The sequence below is a fragment of the Specibacter sp. AOP5-B1-6 genome, from assembly GCF_052376555.1.
Classification (GTDB): domain Bacteria; phylum Actinomycetota; class Actinomycetes; order Actinomycetales; family Micrococcaceae; genus Specibacter.
Genome location: NZ_JBQSVT010000019.1, coordinates 40,969 through 59,850, shown reverse-complemented (window position 1 = coordinate 59,850; position 18,882 = coordinate 40,969). Strand labels below are relative to the sequence as shown.

The following is an 18,882-nucleotide window of genomic DNA, read 5'->3' as shown; positions in this document are numbered from 1 at the left end:
GGAAGTTGTGCCCGTTGTCCCCGGGGCGAAACCACCGTTGCCTAGGCTAACAGGTGACCCGCTCCGGGTTAGCCGCAGCGGAGACTTCCGCCGTTTTCGTCCCGCACTTCCACGTCCGGGCCGTTGACCGCGCGGCCCGCCTGGGGGCCGGTGGACATGACGTACCAGTCGCTGTACCAAGAGTAGAACTGGTCGCCACAGCCGGTCACCTCAACCCAGCCATCAGCGCGATCCAGCCATTTACTGTTGTCATCGATATCAACATCGCCACCCGGAGAGACCACGCCGCCGCACCTCATGGGATTCTGGGCAAAGTTGCTCGTATTCTCCCCTGGACCCTGGGTGCAGGAGTGCCAAGTGCCGCCTATGACTCGGACGAACGTCTTGGGCGGGGCCGGTGGCGGGGCCGACCCGCTCGTCAAGGTCTTTGACGCTTCGGGGCCGTAGCTGCCAACGGAGTTCATGGTGCGTGCTTTAATGGTCACGCTTTTGCTGAAAGCGCCCGTGTTGTGGACGGCGCTGCCGTTGCCGGTCTTGGCTGCCCAGGAGGCACCGCCATCCACGCTAACCTCAAATTTGGCGACATCCACCGCTCCTGCAGGGAACGTCCAGCTGTAACTGACGGTTTGCGTTTCCGCCGCGCCATTGCTGCCGCCCACTCCGGCCGAGCCCGGATTGCCGTACGGGACAACCGTCGCCGATGCGCCCGAGGCGTCGCCGTTCGAGCCCAGTGAACCCGCTGCTGCCACGGCCCGCACAGTCGCGTAGACCCCTTGGCCGTTGGCAGATGCCAATTCCACTCCCGAGGGCACCCCGCACGTCTCCCCCGTGGTGGAGAGCTTGACGCAGTACTGCACCTCGTTGGCCGCATAGCCGTTGAGTTGGGCCGCCGACAGCTCCTGGTAACTGACCTTGACCTTCGCACCGGCCCCGCCCGGATCCAGGATGCTGATGCCGGGAGCGGCCATGACGCCCACCTTGCCAACGGCACGCTGCGCGGCGGAGAGGGGGCCATAGTCGCTGGTGCCGGCCTTGTTTGTGGCCTTCACCCGGTACTGGTAACCCACAGTGGAGGTGTCCACCGAGAATGTTGCGCTGGTGCCGGTCACCGTCTGGGTGATCACAGCTTGGCCGCCGCCTGTGCGTTCAACCTCGTACTTGTTGATGGTGGCGCCGTTCGCAAACGGGGCCGCCCAGCTGACGTTGACCTGGCTGTTGCTTCCCACCGCGGGAGCGGTTTGAACAGCCGGGGCTGCGGGGGCCGAAGGGGCGCCGGCAGGAACCACCGACGCGGAATAAGCACCCCAGTCCGAGGGGTTGGGCGCGCTGTTGACGGCCTGGACCCGGAATTGATATGCCGTGCCGTTTTCCAGTCCCGGCCACGTAAAGGTGTTGCCTGTGAGGCCTGTCTTTTGGCCGTTTTGGCCGGCAGGTGCCGGGGAAATCTGCACATTGAACTTCGTCACCGGGGAGTACTCGCCCACGGGGGTGACCCAGCTGACGTCAACTGACTTGTCGCCAAAAACGGTCGTCGGGGCCAGCGGGGCGTCGGGGACGGTGTCCGGGGTTGCACCCACGGAGGCAGGCGACGGCGCCGAGGTGCCGACGTCGTTCGTGGCAGTGACCTTGAACTTGTACTCCTGCGCGTTGGTGAGCCCGGTGATGGTGCACGTGTTGGTGTCGCACTTTTGGCTGCCCCCAGCCCACTCGACCGTGTAGCCGGTGATCGGGGCGCCGTTGTCAGCCGGCGGGTCCCAGGTCAGCAGCACAGCCTTGTCCTTCTCCGCAACAATTTGGGGTTTGGCGGGCGCGTCCGGCTTGCCCTTGACGGTGATGCGGATGCGGCCGTTGGCGTACCTGTCCTCGTTGTTGGTCTTGTCGGCCACGATGTACCGCACAACCACCGTCCCTTTGTAGTCGGGGTTCGTGTTTACCGTGACGGCGTCATTGACATTGCTGACGGTGACGCCCTCGCTGCCCGTTTCAATCGAGGTCCCGACGACCTTCAAGGGCGTGTCGGGGAACGGGTTCACGTCATTGTCCAGGACCGGGATCACTTCGGCACGGCCGGCGTGCGCGTCAGCTACGACGTCGTCATTGGCGACGGCGGGCGGTGCCGATGAGGAAATGGCGGTCAGCTGGACATCGGCTGCCACGGGGTCGTTGCTCCCGTCCGTGACCTGCAGCTTGACCGTGCCGGTGGCACCCACCTTGGTGTTGTCCGCTGGCGACACCGTCAACACCGTGCCGTCGAGTGACGCCTTGAAACCTGCCGGCGCACCGCCCACCATGGAGTATTTGAACTTCTCCTTGTCGCCCGGATCAATGTCGAAGGCCAGGGGGCCCACATCCAAGGTGGCACTTTCCTGCTGGGCCACCTCAAGTGTTGACCCGGTGAAAGTCGGCGGAGTGTTCTTCTTCTCCTCTTTCTTGTCTTCCTTGTCCGGGGCCTTGGGCGCTGCCGGGGCCGGATCCACCAGCGTCATGACCGTCAGGGTTGACTTCAAACCGTCGGGATCGTCCGGGCCCGCACCGTCGGTGACCTCAAAGGTGATGGACCCCGGGCCGTAAAACTTGATGTCGGAGGCATAGTTGATGCCGGCGCCGTCGCCGGTGATGACGTTCTCGTTTGAGGCGCCCAACAGGGAAATCTTGGCTGCTTCCGTCAGACGCGGCGTGCGCCCCTCCCGGACCTGCACATAGTCGGCCAGCTTCATGACGGCGCTTTCACCGGCCGTCATGCGGATGACCTTGTTGCTCTTGAGCACCGGGTACTGCTTGTCCAGCCCCGGCACCCAGATCACGGCCGTGGCCTGCAGTCCGTCCTGGTCGGTGACTGTGTAGGGAATCATCTGCTCCCCTGCTTCCAGCACCACCCTCACGGCACCTTCGGAGGTAACGGTGGCGGTCGACGACGGCGCGCCGGGGGCCGCTTCGACACTCACCTCAAGCGCGTCGGTAACGCCGTCGGGGTCGGCGTCGTTGTCCAACACCGGGACGTCAACAGTATTTTTGCCCAGCATTTGCTTGACGGTGACACGGTCGTCGCGGGCGATGGGCGACTTCAGCAGCGCATCCGGGGTGACCGTCATGCGGATGTTGGCCGTGGCCTTGGCCCCAAATTTGTCGACCACCGTGTACATCATGGTCGCGATGCCCGGCTCCACCGGGGCGGTCACCAGGACCAGGCCCTTGTCGGTGACCGAGGGGAGCATTTCCTCGGGTCCCGTAAAGCCGTCCTTCACCAGGCCGAGCTGGCCGCCGTCGGGATCGGAATCGTTTAGGAGCACGTCGAGGCCCACCTTGCGTCCGGGCCGGATGGTGATGAAATCGTCCTCGGTGACGGGCGGGTGGTTCATCGTCAGCGGCGGGGCAACGCCCACATCCACGCGGGCGATGGCCTCGGCGCCGAGCCTGTCCCGGACCCGGTAGGTGAAGGAGTCGGTGCCGGCCGAGCTGCCGCCGGCGGTGTAGAAAATGTAGCCGTTGCCGGTTTCCGCCGTGCCAAGGGCCGGCGCCTTGTCGATGCCGACCAATTCCACCGAATCGCCCTCGGGGTCGGTGCCGGCCAGCGGCACGGGGATCTTGATCTGGTCCCCCGCAATGACGCGGCCGGTCAGGTTCTCCGGGGCCGGCGGCAGGTTGTGTTCGGGGTCGGCGGCAATGATCGTGATGTCCACATTGGCGGAATCAAACTGCCCCGAGCTGTTGGTGACCTTGTAGACGCCGGTGAGCTTGCCGGGTGTCTGGCCGGCGATGAAGCGGAGCTGGTTTTGGTCGGCAAACAGCTTGCCGGTTTCCGGATCCCCGGCTTCCACCACCTCGGGTGACTTCAGCACCTCGCCGTTGGGGTCGACGTCGTTCGCCAAGACGGGAATGCTGACAATGTCCCCCGCCCGCACGATGGCCGTGTCCGGCTCAACGCGCGGCGGCAGCACCTTGTCCGGTGCGGGGATCCGGATGACGGAAATTTCGCCCACGGCGCTGCCCGCGCCGTTGGAGATGGTGTATTTGATGCTCAGGGGGCCGGTGATGCCGCGCACGTCGGTGAGTTTGATGACGTTGCGTTCGATGATCGTTGCGGTCGCGGGCGAGCCCTCGGGGACGTCGACGGACTGGATGACAAGCACGCCGCCGGCCGGGTCCATGTCGTTGCCCAGGACGTCGACCAGCACCGAGCCGCCGGCCGGCAGCATGGCGAGGTCCTTGACCGCGACGGGCAGCCCGGGATTGTTGGCCGCCACCACGTCAACGCGGATCAGCCCGGTGGTGCTCATGGGCCCGTTGGTCACCTGGTATTCCAGGTAGACCGCTCCGGGCGCGTCCGCCGTGAACGTCACGGTGCCGTCGTCGGCAATTTTTGACACCGTGGCGTTGGCGGGCTTGGAGACGCTGGCCAGGCGCAACTTGCCGCCGGCCGGGTCCTGGTCATTTTTCAGCGGTTCAAGCACAATGGGCTGGCCGGCGACGGCGCGGAAGAAGTCTGCATTGGCCGCGGGAGGCACCGTGCTGCCGGCCTTGACGTTGACCTTGACCTTGTGGTCGGTGCTTTCCTGGCCGTCTGAAACCGTGATGGTCATCGACTTCAGGGCCACATTTTCGCCGTCGTCGGTGTATTTGAGTTCGCCGTCGGGGCTCGTCTTGATCACGGCGCTGTCATCGTCGGAAACCGCACCGGTCAGGAAGATGTCGTCGCCGTCGGGGTCAATCCAGTCCGTGAGCACGTTCTGGCTCATCGTCCGGCCCTGCTCAACCACCATGGTCGAGTCCCGCAGCCACACAGGTGCCGAATTTTCACTCGGCGGGACCACATTGACCTTCACGTCCGCCCGGGAGGTGGCCCCGCGGCCGTCGTTGACGACGTAGCCAAAGTTTCCGGCGCCGGTTTTCTCCGCCGGCACATTGACCTGCAGGCCCGTGCCTCCGTAGATGGACTGCACGGCCCCGTTGGCAGGGTCGACGGCGGGAGGCTCCACCGTGAGCACGTCACCGTCCGGATCGGAGTCGTTGAACAGGACGGGCAGGATGGTGGTCTTCCCCGCGCGGACGCCGAATGAGTCCGCAACGGCTTCCGGCGGTCGGTTGGGCTTCGTCCTGTCGGGCAGGGTGCTGACGACGTTGGGGTCGGCCGAATCCTTCTCGGCGTTGTCGGCCTTTTTCAGGTCTGTTTTCAGGTCGTCCCAGTTGTTGACGAGCAGCATGTTTTGATTGACCAGCCAGACGTTGCCGCTGTTGATGTCGTTGAGGACTACCACGTCGCGGTTCTTCCGGAACACAAACTCGGAGGTGCCGCCGGCCTTGGGGATGTCAACAAGCTCGCCGCTGCCGTCGCAGGCCAGCACGTACTTGTTCGCGCCCGACCAGGCCGCGTGGACGCAGCCGTTTTGCACCACGGGGGCGACGGCTTTTCCGGTGCCGCCCAGTTCCTGCACCTTGGCGGCCGAGCCGTCGAGCGGTTGGGTGAACAGCGCCGTGGCGGTTTCCAAGGCCGCAAAACTGCCCTCGGCCGTTGGCTGGGCCAGCAGCGCACCTTGGGAGTTGGGGATCACCACGGATTTGCCGCCGGGCAGGAACATCGTCCCCGATTCGGGCGCGAAAACGACGGGCTTGCCGCCGGCAACCGTGACCTGGACGTCGCCAGGGCCGGCCAGCCCCGCAACCTCCGCCCGCTCCTGGGAGGCGACCTTGCCGGCGTCGTTCATGACGGTGGTGACCAGTTCCCCGGCCTCGCTGTCCACGCTGTAGACGGTGTCGTCGGGGGCGGTCACGGAGACGGCGCTGTGCATCCCGGTCAGGATGGGGACGGTGCTTTTGTCGTTGAAGCCGGGCACGTCGGCGTTGGAGACGGCCCAGACTTTTCCGGCGCCCGAATCGGTCAGGGTGACCAGCCGGGTGCCCTGCGAGACTTGTTTGCCGCCGCCGAGGCTGGTTTCGGACTCCATGGCCATCATGGACACGTTCACGGGGTTCAGCAGGCTGCCGCCGTCGCCGCTCATGAACACGTTGCCGGCGTTTTGGACGACATCAAAATTTGTTGTCGTGGCGGTGAAGCCGCCGTCGAGGACCTTCGATTGGTCGTTGAGGTGGCCCACGAGCCCGTCCGCGCGGTTCGTCACCCACACGCTGCCGTCGTTGAGGTCGACGTCGGCTGTGGCGAAGCCGGGGTACACGACGGCACCTGTCACAACAGCAGCGGACAGGACCACTGCCGCGGAGGCCGTAAACAGCTGTTTCTTGTTTGAAAATGTGCCGAAGAAACCGCTCAATGCCATGACTAGCCCTTGCTTCCCCACCAGCCAGGAGAATCGCCTACGAAAAATGTCGGGACTTTGGAAAAAGTCGCCATTGGCATCTTACCGGATTGCTCCAGTTGATGGTCAAAACATTTCTCGCGGGCGGCAGGCGACCCGGGTCCGGACCTTGATGGTGGAGGTTCCGACCCGGGCAACCAGATGCGTCAGCGCTCGGGCACCCAGGACGGTGCGGCCGCCCCTGCACCCGTGAGGCTGTCACAACGGACAAATTGGTTTCCGATCCTGGTCAACGGACATTGCTGATCAGTTGATTGCTGCACGATTCCCCCCAACGTGCCCGGGTCCTGCATTGCAGCGGCCGGGGACGGGACGGCAACCACGAAAAACAGTGCGACGGCGGCCGGGGCCGCCCACCGTGCTGCATGATGTGAGGCATTCATTGTCTTGCCTTTCGACGACGGCTGAACTGATATCTCCACAGTCCTCCGGGCCGCCTCATCCGGCATCGGGATCAGCACCTGAGATGGCGGCCCAAGACCCTGATATTTATGGTCCCCTTCCCGCCCATTCCGCCGCCACCGGTGCGAAACTTGTAGGGTGGTCGAGAACGCGGGCGCCCATGGCGCGGACATCGTGGGGCGGGCAACGGAGCTGGACTCCCTTGGCTCGCTGTTGGCCGGTGCCGTTGCAGGCACGGCCGGAACCCTTGTGGTCTCCGGCGACGCCGGTGTCGGGAAGACTGCCCTTGTTCAGCATGCCTGCGCGTCCTCCACCTTTACCGGCTGGATCTTCGCCGGTGCCGCCCTGCCCCTGTCTTCGACCACCGTCCCGTTTCTGGCGCTGCGTTCGGCCTTCCGTTCGGCTCCAAGGTTCGACGGCGACGCGCGCCCGACGCTGCCAAAGGCAGGTGAGCCACCGCACGACGTCCCCGTTGCGGTCGACGACTGGTTGGAAGAACTCGCCCGGCGCCGCCCCGTGGTGCTGGTCATCGACGACCTGCAATGGGCCGACCAAAGCACCTTGGACGTACTGATGTACCTCATCGCGGGCCCGGCCGACAGACGCCTGGCCATCATTGCCACCCTGCGCACCGGCGAGATGGGCGACGAGCACCCGCTCCAAAGCTGGCTTGCCGACGTCCGGCGCATGCCCCGAACGGGCTGGCTGGGGCTGGGGCCCTTGGACCGACTCGACACAGAGGCCCAATTGGCGCACCTTTTGGGGGCTCCCCCGCACCAGTCGCTGCTGCAGGAAGTCTTCCACCACACCGCCGGAAATGCCTACCTCAACCGGCTGGTCGTTGCGGGCCTGGAGCCCGCGGCCCGCCACTTGCCGGCTGAACTGCCCGCTGACTTGAAGGGCGCGGTTCTGCGGTCCTGGCACAGTCTTTCCGATCGGGCGCGGCGGCTGACCCAAGTCATGGCTGTGGCCGGACGGCCACTGTCCTCGGCGGACCTCGGCGCCGTCGTGCGGCTCGACGGCGGACCGGACGGCGTCCCGGCGCTGCTGCATGAGGCCTCCGAAGCTGGAATTGTGGAGTGCAGCACCGACGGGAACCGCTGGTGGTTCCACCATCCACTGATCGCCGAGGTCCTTCAACAGGGTTTGGACGGTGACGAACGGGCACGCTGGCATGCCCTTTTTGCCACCCATGCGCAAACCCTTCTGGATAGCCAGGAAGACCCGGATTTTCAGTTGCTTGCGGCGCTGGCCCACCACCATGACACATCCGGCCACGCGGCCGAGGCCTACCGCTGGTCCCTGCGGGCATCAGCCGCTGCCGGGCGCGCGGGCGGGGGTGCCGAGATGCTGCGTCTGCTGCGGCGTGCTGTGGCCCTGCGCAGTGGACTTCCGCACGTGCCGGAGAGCCTGCAGGAGCTGTGGTCCAGGCTGCGGATTGCTGCTGAGGAGACGGGCGCCCCGGAAGTTGAGCTGGAAGCTGTCGAGGCACTGCTGGTGGGGACGGACAGCGCGAAACAGCCGTTGGATGCCGCCGAACTGCTGGTGCGGCGCGCACTTTTGCGCTTTGCCACCGGGCGGGTATTCATCTCCCACAGCCAGCTGGACCGTGCCCTGCAACTTGCCGGGGTGGACCCGGTGAGCTGGCAATACGCCTATGCCCTGGCCGAACTGGCCCACAGTGGGCTGTGGAATGATGACCCCGAGGCCCCAACCAAGGCCGCCGAAGCGCTCACAATTGCCCGGGCGGCAGGAAATCCCAGGGCACTTTCCTACGCCCTGACGGCCAACTCCATGGCGGCGCTGCTGGACGGGCGCCCGGAAGAGGCCCGGATCCTGGCCACCGAGGGAGCAGACGCCGCCGCACAGGCACGTGACTTCTGGGCACTGGTCCACGCTACTGTGTGGCGGGCCAATGCAACGGAGGCGTGGAACAGCCAGTCTTTCGCCGAGCTGATGCGTGCCGGCAGGGAGCGATTGGCCAGGCTCGGAGCGCCACATCTGTATCTGGCCAAAATGGCTGCCGAGGAGGCAGGCAGCTACTTGGCGATCGGGCGCTGGCGGGAGTGTGGTCAGGCGCTTCGTGTGGCACTGGGTTCGGACCCCGGAGCCATGGGGGACGTTACAGCCCGGCTGACGGCTGCCAGGCTGGCGGCCTGGCAGGGACGGCAAGGAGAAGCGGAGGCGCACCTGGCCCGCGCCGAGGAACTTTTCTCGCAGACCTCCGAATTCAACAATCTCTGCTTCGCCGCGGTCCGCACCGAAGTCTTGCTCGCAGCTGACCAGCCGGCAACCGCCTACGCCGCGGCCATGGCCGGGGTGAACACGCAGGGACAGCCGCCCACCATGTGTGAATGGCTGATTCCCTGGGCAGCCCGTGCCCTGGCGGATTTGGTCCAGGCGGCCAGGGACGACGGCCGGCCCACCGTGGATGACCTTGCCCGCGTCGACGAGCTGGTCAGTGGCTTTCCCCACGTGTTCCGGGATTTCGGCAATGACACGGAACTATATATCGGACAGGTGGCGGCCTTCAACATGCTGTACGAGGCGGAGGTTGGCCGGGCCCGCGGGAGTGCAGGCAATGCCAAGGAATGGATCCGGACAGCCGACGCCTGCCAGGCAGCAACCCTGAGATGGGAGGAGGCCTACTCCTGCTGGCGGGCTGCGGAGTCACTGCTGCTGCACGGTCACTCCCTGCGTCCGCTGGCAGCCAGGGTGCTCCGCCGCGGACTCGCGCTCGCCGACGAGCTGCAGGCCGGCCCCATCCAGGAACACTTGCGCAAACTCGCCATGGACGCCCGGATCACCACAACCAACCCCGCGGCAGGCGCTGCAGGCCCGGTCCTCGTGCGATTGCCCGGGCTCACGCCGCGTGAGCGGGAGATTCTTGAATTCGTCGTCGCCGGACGAAGCTACGCCGAGATTGCCGCGTCACTGGTGATCAGCGAGAAAACAGTCAGCACCCACATCTCAAACCTGCTGCACAAAACCGGCGCGTCAAACCGCATTGACCTGTCCCGGCTTGCCACCCGGACCCGGGGGTGAGCCGGCGGCGCCGGCAAACCGCAGCAGTCAGTCGATGACCAGGCCCGTGCCCGTGCCGCGTTTGAGCAGCACCGGGGCGATCTCGCCAAAGCCGCGCACATTTTCAACCGGCAGCTGGGTGAGGATGAACCTGTCGTCGTTTCGCAGCGCGGAGGCCGTGACCGAGTCGATGAGCACCGTGCCCGGTTCCGCCAGCGAGGTCAGGCGTGCGGCCAGGTTCACCGTGGGCCCGTAAATGTCGCCGAGGCGTGAGAGCACCCGGCCCCACACCATGGCCACCCTGGCCTCGGGAAGGAAATCGTCGGCCGCCATGGCCTCGGCCAGGGACAGGGAAATCTGGGCGCCGGCCACGGGGGTTTCACAGTTGAACAGCACTTCATCGCCGATGGTCTTGACCAGGCGGCCGCCGCCAACACTGATGATCTCGGCGCAGACGTTCTCAAACCGCTGGACCAGGCGGGCCAGGGTTTTTTCGTTCATGCGCCGGGACAGGGACGTGTAGCTGACCAGGTCGGCAAAGCCAACGGCCCGGGCCAGCGGAAGCGGTGCGTCGTCCTCGCCGCCGTCACGCCCCAGTTCACTGGAGGCGAGGCCTTCGGAGGCCCGCACGGCCAGGCGCTGGATGCCGGCGTTGAGCTGGCGCCGGTAGGAGTACACCAAAAGTTCCTCAAGCGGGGCAATGAGGTTGGGCAGCTCCGACACCACTGCGCGGCGGGCCTCGGCATCGCTGACACCGTGCTCCACCACCAGGTCCTCAACGAGCGCCTCGATCTGCCAGACAGCCATCCTGTCGGTCATTTGGCCGATGGAACGGGTGACGGAGATGGCAGTTTCCTCGGTCAGGAGGCCTTCCCGGACCATGGTGACGACGGTCTGCAGGGCTTCCTGGTCGCGCTGGGTGAAGGCGACGTCGTCGTCCCCCAGGTTGGGGAAGCCCATGGCGCGCCAAATTTTGCGTGCCGACAACAGCGAAACGCCAACCCCGGCGGCAACGTCACGGCGCTTGAGCGTCCGTTCCCCGCCAAGAAGCTGTGTTTCCAGGTCCCGGGTTTGGTTCCGCGAGGCAGGCGGGAGGAGGTTGCGTGCGGCAAGAGGGGACAGCGGCTCGGGTGGATCAGTTGTTTCTTCCAAGCTTGCGCCGCTCCTTCTCTGTCATGCCAACTTCACCAGCGTAGTCCCCCTGATGGGGTGTTTGCTGAATGGACGCCCGGAACACCCTGGTCCAAACATGTTGGGTTTCACCATTAAAGCGGTTCAGCACGGGAACTTCCGCCACCGTGCGCATGGCTCCCCTGTACATGTGCAGCTGCAGGTCCCCGGAACCGACCATTCGCTGCCGCCAATTCTGCACCGGCCGCACCTCCTGGACCTGCTCCAGCACGTGGATCTCCTCGATGCGGCCCCACGGCCCGCGGCGGACAAGCAGCCGCTGGTTGCTCAGGATGTAGCGGGTCCAGGCCCAGCGCAGCACGCGCCGCACCGGATAAGCCAGTTCAAGAATGACCACCACGGCAACCAGCAGCACGATGGCCGGCTCCCGCCAGGGATCGGCACCCGGAGCCCACCCGGCAAAAGGGACCGGCTGCAATTTGGCAAGCGCCGCCGATCCGACAAGCACCAGCAGCAGCCCCACCGTGATGGGCCAGACCAGGATCCGGGAATGCGGCCGGCAGCGGATGACAACCTGCTCATCCTCCAGCAACCAATTACGCATATTTCACCGCGCCATCGGGCCCGGTGCGGCGCAGGTGGATCACGTCCCCGGCGCTGACGGCATGAACTGTCCCGGCCGCGTCGCGCAGCAGCAATCCGCCGTCGGGCCCCAAGGCTGTGGCGGTGCCGTGCAGCATGGCTCCGCCGGGCAGTTCGGCGCGCACTTCCTGGCCCAGCGTGCTCATGCATTCCTGCGCGAGCTCCATGACGCTGCGCCCCTGCGCCCGCCCCCCGGCCAGCGGGCGCAGCGCGTCCCCGCCAACAGCCACAAAGTCGCGGTACAGCTCGGCAAAATGGTTCAGGTACGCGGGAAGAAGCAGATTCCGGTCCAGGGTTGTGGCGTTCTCGAGCAGCAGTGATGTGGCCCGGTCGGTCGGCAGCTCACCGGCTTGCAGGCTGACATTGACCCCTGCCCCAACCACGACGCCGGGCCCGGCCTGGACGCGCAGCCCGCCGTGGGTGCCGACCGCACCACGGGCACCGTGGGTGCCGGACACGCCCGGGCCCGCCGCACCGGACACGTCGTTGGCGGTCACGACTTTGGCCGGAACCAGCTGCGCCAGAATGCCGGCCAACTTGCGCCCCCGGACCACGACGTCGTTGGGCCACTTTAGTTCGGCGGGCACGCCCGTCAGCGAGCGCACGGCTCCGCACAGTGCCACGCCGGCCAGAATTGACAGCCAGCCGTAGCCGGTTGGCGCGAACACATCGGTGTCGACCGCATCGGCGCGGGCCGCCGCTGCGGCCTGCTCCGCCGGGCGCACGAACACGCTTGAAATCATGGCAGCCCCGGCCGGCACTTCCCAGCTCCTGCCCATGCGGCCTTTTCCGGCCGGCTGGGCGTCCGCGATCAACACGCTCAGGTCCGGCCAGTATTCATCGACATTTGCCGCCCCCGCGGCCAGGTCGGTGTTGGTGGACCCGCTTGAAGCAACCACCTGCACCCGGGCAAAGCTGCCCTGGGGGTGCGTCAGGGCAGCCTTGAGGACAGGGCCGTCGAGGCCGGGCCGGTTCAGATCAAGTGGGGCGCCGTTCATGTTTCAATCCTATCCGGCGCAGCAGTACACGACGCCGCTGCGCAGCCGCCACTGCGGCGGTGGAGGAACCTCAGACACTTAACTGACGACTTTGTAGGTTTCCTACACACGCAACGGCTATTTTCGTTATTAGACTGTGAGGAGAGTTTGCCCTTTTGTGCGGTTCCTATGAAGGGTCGCCAGCTTCCACACTACTGAGCCGGAGTATCAATGAGCCACGACCTTTCAACGACAGCAGGCAAAATTGCCGATTTCCGCGACCGTTCGGCTCAGTCGAAAATGCCGTCAGGTGAGGCGGCCATTGAGAAGCAGCACGCCAAGGGCCGCAACACCGCCCGCGAGCGCATTGACATGCTCGTCGATCCCGATTCCTTTGTGGAGTTTGACGCCCTTGCCGTGCACCGTTCGCACGCATTTGGCATGGAGAAGAAGCAGCCGCTCGGTGACGGGGTCGTCTCCGGCTACGGCACGGTGGACGGGCGCCTCATCGGCATCTACAGCCAGGACTTCAGCGTGTACGGCGGGTCCCTGAGCCAGGTCAACGGCGAAAAGATCGTCAAGGTCCAGGAGTTCGCGCTGCGCAACGGCTGCCCGGTCGTCGGCATCAATGACGGCGGCGGCGCACGCATCCAGGAAGGCGTGGCGTCGCTGGCGATGTTCGCCGACATCTTCCGCAACAACGTGCACGCCTCGGGCGTGGTCCCGCAGATCTCGCTCATCATGGGCCCCTGCGCCGGCGGTGCCGCCTACTCCCCCGCACTGACTGACTACGTCGTCATGGTCGACAAGACCTCACACATGTTCATCACCGGCCCCGACGTCATCAAGACCGTCACGGGCGAGGACGTGGACATGGAGACCCTCGGCGGCGCCCGCCAGCACAACAGCACCACGGGAACCTCCACCTATTTGGCCACCGACGAGGGCGACGCGATTGAGTTTGTCCGCGAACTCCTTGACTTCCTGCCCTCCAATAACCTTGCCGAGCCTCCCGTCACCGAGCATGAACAGGAGTTGGAGGTCGACGACGCCGACCTCGCCCTGGACACGTTGATCCCGGACTCGGCCAACCAGCCGTACACCATGCGCGCCGTGATTGAGCAGATCCTCGACGACGGACACTTCCTCGAGATGCAGGCCCTCTACGCACCCAACGTCATGATCGGCTACGGCCGCATTGAAGGCCACACCGTGGGCATCGTGGCCAACCAGCCGATGCAGTTCGCCGGCACCCTGGACATCAACGCCTCCGAAAAGGCCGCCCGCTTTGTGCGCAACTGCGACGCCTTCAACATCCCCATCGTCACCCTGGTTGACGTGCCGGGGTTCCTGCCCGGCAAGGACCAGGAATTCCAGGGCATCATCCGCCGCGGTGCCAAGCTGCTGTATGCCTACGCCGAGGCCACGGTGCCGAAGCTGACAGTCATCACCCGCAAGGCCTACGGCGGCGCGTACATCGTCATGGGCTCCAAGAAGCTCGGCGCCGACTTGAACCTGGCGTGGCCCACAGCCCAGATCGGTGTCATGGGCGCCCAGGGAGCCGTCAACATCTTGTACCGGCGCGACCTTGCCGCGGTCGCGGCGGAGGGCGGCGATGTTGAAGCCCGTCGTGCAGAGATCGTCCGCAATTACGAAGACGAGCTCCTGAACCCTTACCAGGCGGCCGAGCTGGGCTACATCGACGCCGTCATCGCACCGTCCGACACCCGCATCCAGCTGATCAAGGGCCTGCGGGCACTGCGCGACAAGCGAGCCAGCCTGCCCGCCAAAAAACATGGGAACATCCCGCTGTGACCCCCATTGACTCCCAGTCCCCTGCGGCCGAACCCCAAGCATCGTTGCTCAACGTGACCCGGGGCAATCCCAGCGCCGAGGAACTTGCCGCTGTGACCGCCGTCGTACTTGCGCTGCAATCTGGTGCCGGCGGCGAAAGCATCCAGGCACCGTCTCGGCATTGGGCCCGGCGGTCGCAGCTGAACCTGCCACCGAAACCCGGTGCCGGTTCCTGGCGGCGTTCGGGACACTAGACTTCGCCTGCACCTTCGCCTGCACGCGCGTTATTGGTCCCGGCCCGGCCATGGCACAGGCTCCCTCTGGACACGGGGCATGGACATGGGGCCGGGTGGGCCGAGTAGGCTCGGGACCATGACTTTGCCTGCGCAGCCCATTCGGGCCACCACTGCCATCGACCGGGTTGCCAACGACTACACCGAGACGTTGCTGGCGCTGGATCCCGCTTTTGCCACAGAACTGGGACGAACAGGGCACGAGGGCGAGTACCGCGACCACTCCCCCGCGGGCTTGGCTGCGATGGCGCAGGCAACCGCCGACACCCTCGCGGCCCTGGCCGCGCTCGAGCCCGCCGACGACGTCGACAAGGTCACCAAACATGCCATGAACGAGCGGCTCGGCGTTGACGTTGAGCTGCACGCGAGCGGCTGGCCGCTAGCGGATTTAAACAACATCGCCTCTCCCGCCCAGGAAATTCGGGCCATTTTCGATCTCATGCCCAGCGCCACAGTCCAGGACTGGGAGCATGTCGCCACCCGGCTGGCCAACGTGCCGGGCGCCGTCGAGGGTTACATCGCCTCGTTGCGGGCCGGTGCGGCGCGCGGGCTCGTGGCGGCACGCCGGCAGGTCCTGACCGTCATCGAGCAGTGCGAACGGCATGCCAGCCCGGGCGGATTCTTTGTTTCCCTGGCCCGCGATGCCGCCCTTGATGCTCCCGACACTCCCGACGCTCCGGCCACGCCTGACGCTCCTGACGCTGTTGCCACGCACGACGCCGACACCTCACTGCCAGCCGCACTCACCACTGCGCTGCTCACCAATGCCGAGCTGGCGAGGGCCGCCTACGCCTCGCTGGTGGAGTTTTTGCGCACGGAGCTGCTGCCTTTGGCACCCGCTGCCGATGCCGTGGGCCGGGAACGCTATGCGCTCGCGTCGAGGCTGTTCCTGGGCGCCGCAGTGGACCTGGAGGAAACGTACGCATGGGGCGTGGCCGAGCTTGACCGCGTCATCGCCGAGCAGGAGGCCGTGGCCTCGGCCATCAAGCCCGGCGCCTCAGTTGAAGAGGCCAAGGCCCTGCTGAATGCAGACCCGGCCCGCCAATTGCAGGGCACCGAGGCGTTGACGCAGTGGATGCAGCAACTCTCAGATGCCGCCATGGCCGAACTGGCAGGCGCCCAGTTCGACATCCCGGACATCATGCGCCGGCTTGAATGCCGCATCGCACCCACCCAGGACGGCGGCATCTACTACACAGGCCCGTCGGAGGATTTCTCCCGGCCGGGCCGCATGTGGTGGTCTGTCCCCGAGGGCGAAGACGCGTTCACCACATGGGCCGAAACCACCACTGTCTACCACGAGGGTGTGCCGGGCCACCATCTGCAGGTTGCCACCGCCACCTACCAATCGGCCCTGTTGAACGACTGGCGGCGCAATGTCTGCTGGGTCTCCGGGCACGGCGAGGGTTGGGCCCTGTACGCGGAGCGGCTCATGGACGAACTGGGCTATTTGTCCGATCCCGGCGACAAAATGGGCATGCTTGACGGGCAGCGCATCAGGGCAGCACGTGTGGTCTTTGACATTGGAGTGCACCTGGAACTGCCGGTGCCGGCCCGCTGGGGAACCGGGACCTGGACAGCCGGGAAGGGCCGCGACTTCCTGGCCCAAAACCTGGATCTGTCCGCCGGGCAGCTGGACTTTGAGTTCCACCGTTACCTTGGCTGGCCGGGCCAGGCGCCGTCGTACAAGATTGGCCAGCGGCTCTGGGAAGAGATCCGGGACGCACTGGCCACGCGGGACGGCTCCGAGTTTTCCCTGCGTGACTTCCACACCCGGGCACTCAACGTCGGCTCCGTGGGCCTGGACTCCCTGAAGATGGCACTGCTGGACTGACCGGCCGGACGCCGGGACGGCGAAACGGCCTGACTTCCCGCTTTCCGGCCGGGATGATGAGGCGGACACCGCCCGGCGGGGCTGTGGGACCGGACACCCTGCAGACGGCAGGCATGGGCAACTGCCCCGACTTTGCACCAAAGCCCGTAACAATTGAATTTATGCCGCGTAATACAAGGAAATCTAAATTTCCGGGTGCTATTGTCCCCCGCCTACCGTTGAGAAATGACTTCCTCAGCAACCACTCCCAAAGTGTCGAAGCTGCCCAAGTGGGCAAGCTCCTTTGGCGTTCAAATCATTGTCGCCCTCATCGCCGGGCTTGCTCTCGGCCTGCTCGCCCGCCAACTCGGCGGCGATCCCGAGACCGACCCCAACGGCCTGGTCACCACGCTGGACACCATCGGTTCCAGCTACGTGTCAATTTTGAAGGCGGCCGTTGTGCCGCTGATTTTCACCGCAGTGGTCTCCTCAATCGCCAACCTCCGTGAGGTCACCAACGCCGCGCGACTGGCGTGGAACACCCTGTTGTGGTTCGCCATCACGTCACTGATCGCCGTGACCATTGGCATCGTGCTGGGTACCGTGTTCCAGCCCGGAGCTGGCACGGGAACGGCAACACCGACGGAATACACGGGCAAGTCAGGTGACTGGTGGTCGTTCCTGATCGGCTTGTTCCCGTCCAACTTCCTGGGCCTGAGCGCCTCCACGAAGACCGCCGATTCGGGCGCACTGTCCACGAGCGTCAGCTTCAACGTGCTGCAGATCCTGGTCATCGCCATTGTGGTTGGCATTGCGGCGCTGAAGATCGGCAAGGCGGCCGATCCGTTCCTCAAGCTCAATGGTTCAGCCCTGGCAGTCATCCAAAAGGTGCTGTGGTGGATCATCCGCCTCGCTCCGATCGGCACGGTCGGTTTGATCGGCAACGCCGTGGCCAGCTACGGCTGGACCACGATTGGCTCGCTGGGCAAGTTCACGGTGGCCATCTACCTTGGTCTGGCCCTGGTCATGTTCATCGTGTACCCCGTGCTCGTCAAGAGCCACGGCCTGTCCATCAAGCAGTACTTCTCCGGCGTTTGGCCGGCAGTTCAGCTGGGCTTCGTCTCCCGTTCCTCCATCGGCACCCTGCCGCTGACCCAACGCGTCACCGAACGCAATCTGGGCGTGCCCCGCGCCTACGCCTCCTTTGCTGTGCCGTTGGGTGCAACAACCAAGATGGACGGTTGCGCCGCCATCTACCCGGCCGTCGCAGCCATCTTCGTGGCACAGTTCTTCGGCATCCAGCTGGACCTTGGCCAGTACCTGCTCATCGTCCTGGTCTCCGTGTTGGGTTCCGCCGCCACTGCCGGAACAACGGGCGCCGTCGTCATGCTCACCTTGACGCTGTCGACGCTGGGACTGCCGCTGGCCGGCGTCGGACTTCTGCTTGCCGTTGACCCGATCATAGACATGGGCCGCACCGCCCTGAACGTGGCCGGCCAGGCGCTGGTGCCCACCATTGTGGCCAAGCGCCAGGGCATCCTGGACGAAGACCTGTACAACGCTCCCCGCAATGGCGACCCGTTCGCGGACGACGCCGACGAGCTCCTCGCCGGCTTGACCCCGGCCGACGACGCCAGTGACGCAGGCGGCGCGGACGTAGACGGCGGGGGCGGCACCAACGCAGTGGACCCGAACCGGGAACCCGCCAACGCCTGACCACTGAAGCTGCCCCAACCGGCAGATCCCGACGCTTCGGAAGCTCATGACAAGTCCCGTCCCGGGGTGGCCAAAAGCCACCGGGGCGGGACTTTGTGTTGTCAGCCCGTGTTGTCAGCTCCCAAATCCATCTCGAAACCCAGCCCGCCGCAACCTCTGCGCCGTATGATGCCTAGGACAGAAGCAAAAGCGTCGGGCCCCCGGAAAATGGCATGCCCGAGCCGCCATGAGAAAAGGACAGCAATGATCATCGTTACCACCAATGACCTCCCCGGCTACAAGATTGATGCCATTTTCGGCGAGGTCATGGGCTTGACCGTCCGCTCACGACACATCGGCGCCCAGTTCACCGCCAGCTTTCGTTCCCTTGGCGGCGGTGAACTGCCCGAAATGACCCAGGCGCTTTACGAGAGCCGGCAGGAAGTGATGGCCCGCATGGTCACCGAAGCACAGACCAAGGGCGCCAACGCCATTGTGGCCACCCGCTTCGACACCTCGGAAATGGGCGGAAACTGGACAGAGGTCTGCGCCTACGGCACCGCCGTCTTCGCAATCCCGCTGGGCGAAGGACAGCCCGGAGCCACCGGCCAGTCCATCTATCTGGCGCAAAACCCGCAGGGCTGACACTCGGGCCACGGCGCGCGCGGGCCACGGCCCGGCAGCACATGTGCCCGGCGCGTGTAGGTTCCCACGCTATTAGTCACCAGCGAACTCCTGTGACCTGCGACGATGGTCCAAGCTGGATCCACGGAATACTCACATTCGTGTCACTTTCCCAG

General features: G+C 65.5%; 10 protein-coding genes. 6 read left to right on the top strand and 4 right to left on the bottom strand.

The window, feature by feature from the left end; genetic code table 11:
- Nucleotides 1-68: 68 nt before the first annotated feature.
- Nucleotides 69-6,272, bottom strand: a complete 6,204-nt coding sequence (locus tag ACT3TS_RS11445) for an Ig-like domain-containing protein (RefSeq protein ID WP_444531636.1) — start codon at nucleotides 6,270-6,272, stop codon at nucleotides 69-71.
- 579 nt (nucleotides 6,273-6,851) lie between these two features.
- Here ACT3TS_RS11445 and ACT3TS_RS11440 point away from each other — a divergent pair.
- Nucleotides 6,852-9,758 carry a helix-turn-helix transcriptional regulator gene (locus tag ACT3TS_RS11440; protein ID WP_444531635.1) on the top strand — a complete coding sequence of 969 codons (2,907 nt, stop codon included), beginning with the start codon at nucleotides 6,852-6,854 and terminating at the stop codon, nucleotides 9,756-9,758.
- 27 nt (nucleotides 9,759-9,785) lie between these two features.
- Here the strand turns inward: ACT3TS_RS11440 and ACT3TS_RS11435 are convergent, their stop codons facing one another.
- From ACT3TS_RS11435 to ACT3TS_RS11425, 3 genes are read right to left on the bottom strand one after another with little or no spacing between them, the layout of a single operon-like run.
- Nucleotides 9,786-10,859, bottom strand: a complete 1,074-nt coding sequence (locus ACT3TS_RS11435) for an adenylate/guanylate cyclase domain-containing protein (protein WP_444531646.1) — start codon at nucleotides 10,857-10,859, stop codon at nucleotides 9,786-9,788.
- Nucleotides 10,860-10,872: 13 nt separating this feature from the next.
- On the bottom strand, nucleotides 10,873-11,472 hold the full coding sequence (locus ACT3TS_RS11430) for a PH domain-containing protein (RefSeq protein WP_444531634.1): 600 nt from the start codon (nucleotides 11,470-11,472) through the stop codon (nucleotides 10,873-10,875).
- Nucleotides 11,465-12,508 (bottom strand): biotin--[acetyl-CoA-carboxylase] ligase, encoded by a 1,044-nt coding sequence (locus ACT3TS_RS11425; protein ID WP_444531633.1) that lies wholly within the window; start codon nucleotides 12,506-12,508, stop codon nucleotides 11,465-11,467. Before ACT3TS_RS11425 ends, ACT3TS_RS11430 begins: the two co-directional genes overlap by 8 nt.
- A 210-nt stretch (nucleotides 12,509-12,718) precedes the next feature.
- Here ACT3TS_RS11425 and ACT3TS_RS11420 point away from each other — a divergent pair, with 210 nt between their 5' ends.
- The 5 genes from ACT3TS_RS11420 (at nucleotide 12,719) to ACT3TS_RS11400 (ending at nucleotide 18,727) form a co-directional block, all read left to right on the top strand.
- Nucleotides 12,719-14,302: an acyl-CoA carboxylase subunit beta gene (locus ACT3TS_RS11420; protein WP_444531632.1), complete on the top strand. Its 1,584-nt coding sequence runs from the start codon at nucleotides 12,719-12,721 to the stop codon at nucleotides 14,300-14,302.
- Nucleotides 14,299-14,535, top strand: coding sequence for an acyl-CoA carboxylase subunit epsilon (locus tag ACT3TS_RS11415; protein WP_444531631.1), 237 nt, complete (start codon nucleotides 14,299-14,301; stop codon nucleotides 14,533-14,535). The genes ACT3TS_RS11420 and ACT3TS_RS11415 overlap by 4 nt, the downstream gene beginning before the upstream one ends.
- 118 nt (nucleotides 14,536-14,653) lie before the next feature.
- Nucleotides 14,654-16,408, top strand: a complete 1,755-nt coding sequence (locus tag ACT3TS_RS11410; RefSeq protein ID WP_444531630.1) for a DUF885 domain-containing protein — start codon at nucleotides 14,654-14,656, stop codon at nucleotides 16,406-16,408.
- 225 nt (nucleotides 16,409-16,633) lie between these two features.
- On the top strand, nucleotides 16,634-18,103 hold the full coding sequence (locus ACT3TS_RS11405) for a dicarboxylate/amino acid:cation symporter (RefSeq protein WP_444531629.1): 1,470 nt from the start codon (nucleotides 16,634-16,636) through the stop codon (nucleotides 18,101-18,103).
- 243 nt (nucleotides 18,104-18,346) lie between these two features.
- Nucleotides 18,347-18,727 carry a YbjQ family protein gene (locus ACT3TS_RS11400; protein WP_444531628.1) on the top strand — a complete coding sequence of 127 codons (381 nt, stop codon included), beginning with the start codon at nucleotides 18,347-18,349 and terminating at the stop codon, nucleotides 18,725-18,727.
- Nucleotides 18,728-18,882: the final 155 nt, after the last annotated feature.